The organism is Firmicutes bacterium HGW-Firmicutes-1 (assembly GCA_002841625.1).
In the GTDB taxonomy this organism is placed as follows: domain Bacteria; phylum Bacillota; class Clostridia; order Lachnospirales; family Vallitaleaceae; genus HGW-1.
This window is the reverse complement of the sequence record PHAG01000028.1, coordinates 1-2721: the sequence shown is the minus strand read 5'-3', so window position 1 is coordinate 2721 and position 2721 is coordinate 1. Positions and strand designations below refer to the sequence as shown.

At 38.1% G+C, this 2721-nt stretch carries 2 protein-coding genes; both read left to right on the top strand.

The window, feature by feature from the left end; translation table 11 throughout:
* Positions 1 to 1756: hypothetical protein (locus CVU84_17590; GenBank protein PKM93094.1), on the top strand; the 1756-nt coding region annotated here is incomplete at its 5' end.
* Positions 1757 to 1970: 214 nt separating this feature from the next.
* Positions 1971 to 2721: hypothetical protein (locus CVU84_17585; protein PKM93093.1), on the top strand; the 751-nt coding region annotated here is incomplete at its 3' end.

The following is a 2721-nucleotide window of genomic DNA, read 5'->3' as shown; positions in this document are numbered from 1 at the left end:
AAAGATCACCTTAAAACCAAGTGGCGGTAATGCAGCACTGCAAACGCCAGCAACAGGGAACGTCGTAATCATAGCTACGGGCTACACCAACTCAACAGTTTCCCAGACAATCAATCATGGTGTTGTAGCAGAGTTGTTTCTTACACAGGACATTACAGCACCGACGAGTAATGGAGGCCAATTTGCGCAGCAGCCGATCCTTACTATGAAAGATCAGTACGGTAATACCTGTACCAATAATAATGGCGATCAAGTCACAGCATCAAAAAAGGACACTGGAGCATGGACTTTGACTGGTACGTTAATAAAAACAGTAGTAGATGGAACAGTAACCTTTACTGATTTGGGGGCAACCAATACAGCTCAGGTAAATAACACACAAATCGGTTTCAATGTTACAGGTTTAACGGAAGTATCTAGTATGGCTGTAACACTTCCAGGACCAGCATCATCTGGTGGTGGTAATAATTCAACATCAGAGATCACACCACAACCTACAGGTACCTCAGATGTTGAAGTCCTTGTCAATGGTCAATCAGAAAGTGCAGGAACAGCAACTACCACAACAGTAGATAATAGGACTACAACAATCATCACTGTAGATGCAGATAAGCTCGAACAAAGACTTGAGTCAGAAGGCAATCATGCCGTTGTTACCATTCCTGTCAATACCAATGCAGATGTTGTTGTTGGTGAATTAAATGGACAAATGGTTAAAAATATGGAGACTAAGCAGGCTGTAGTTGAGGTGAAGACTGAAACAGCGACGTATACATTACCTGCTAGGCAAATCAATATTGATGCAATCTCTGAACAGGTTGGAGCAGACGTTGAGTTAAAGGATATAAAAGTACAAATAGAAATATCAAAGGCATCTGATGAGACGGTACAAGTTGTTGAAAATGCATCAAATAAGGGTGAATTTACAATTGTGGTACCACCGATGGAATTTACAATCAAATGCATTCACAATAATCAGACTTATGAGGTTAGTAAATTCAATGCCTATGTGGAGAGAACGGTAGCTATACCTGAAGGCGTAGATCCAAGTAAAATCACAACAGGTATCGTAGTTGAACCTGATGGAACAGTTAGACATGTACCAACACAGATTATCCTCATTGATGGTAAGTATTATGCTAAGATTAACAGCTTAACAAACAGTACCTATTCAGTTGTATACAATCCAATAGAATTTAAGGATGCTGCAAATCATTGGGCAAAAGATGCAATCAATGATATGGGTTCAAGAATGGTTATAAGCGGCATGGGAAATGGCATGTTTGAGCCTAACAGGGATATAACACGAGCAGAATTTGCAGCGATTATTGTCAGAGCTTTAGGCTTAAAACCAGGAACAAGTATCAATCCTTTCACGGATGTTAGTAATAATGACTGGTATAAAAAATATGTAGAAACAGCCTATGAGTATGGTATCATATCAGGCTATGGTAATAACAAATTTGGCTCTATGGATAAAATCACGAGAGAACAAGCTATGACGATGATTGCTAATACGATGAAAATCACAGGATTAGAAGTAGAGCTGACACAGGAAGAGATCAATTCGCTTCTCTCAGGATTTGGTGATTCGGGTCAATCTTCTGAATGGGCGAAAGAAAGCTTAGCGACTTGCCTTAAAACTGAGATAGTTTCAGGAAAAGGTAGTAACATTTTAGCACCTAAAGATAATATTACAAGAGCTGAAGTAGCAGTAATTGTTAAAAGAATGCTACAAAAATCTAAATTAATTTAAGTTATAAATTAAAAAAGTAACCGAACAAGGCTTCTGCAATATATGTAGAGGCCTTGTTCGGTTAATAGATATAATTATATAGAAAGTTGCAATTGTGTTTCATGAATAATTATCACCCCCCTTGACTAAAATGGCTAAATTAGTTAAAATGGACATAATAATGGTAAGATTATACACTAAGTTCGAATTTGAAATTTAATCGAGGAGGGTTCGTATGAAAGTGACATCCACAGACATCAAAAATTCCTTTGGCAAGTATTTAAGGCTTTGTTCAACTGAGCCAGTGTACATTACTAAAAATGGTGAAATCATTGCAAAATTATTGAATCATACAATAGAGGATGAAATCATAGAAAGTTCAGCTAATTTACGTCAGGTATTCGATGTGGATGCCTCAATGCATAAAGCTTATGATCCAGGCCGTGTTGCTGAAGCGATGGAAGCATACAATCTGAGTAGGGTTCGGATGACTTATGAAGAATTTAAAAACATGAATGAAGAAGCTAATAATCGTTACGAATATATTGATGGTGAAGTGTACATGTTGGGATCCCCTAATGTCTATCATCAACGCGTTGTTTCCCGATTTCACATTGAAATTGATCGCTATTTAACGGGAAAACCTTGTGACGTATTTGTGTCCCCTTTCGATGTCACATTGCTTCGTAGAGGAAATAATAAGTTCACAAACATTGTCCAACCAGACCTGTTGGTTATTTGCAATTGGAAAGAGGATACGAACGAGAGTGGAAGATATATGGGTATACCACGCTTGCTAGTCGAAGTACTATCCCCAGGAAATACGGTAAAAGAAATGTTTACTAAGTTGGATCTTTACCGAGATTCAGGCGTTGAAGAATATTGGGTCATTGATCCACTTAGAGGGAATGCGATACTTTATAGATTCCAAGACTATGGCATTGTGGAAACGAAGGCTTTTAATGTGAACGATCAGTGTGAATCTA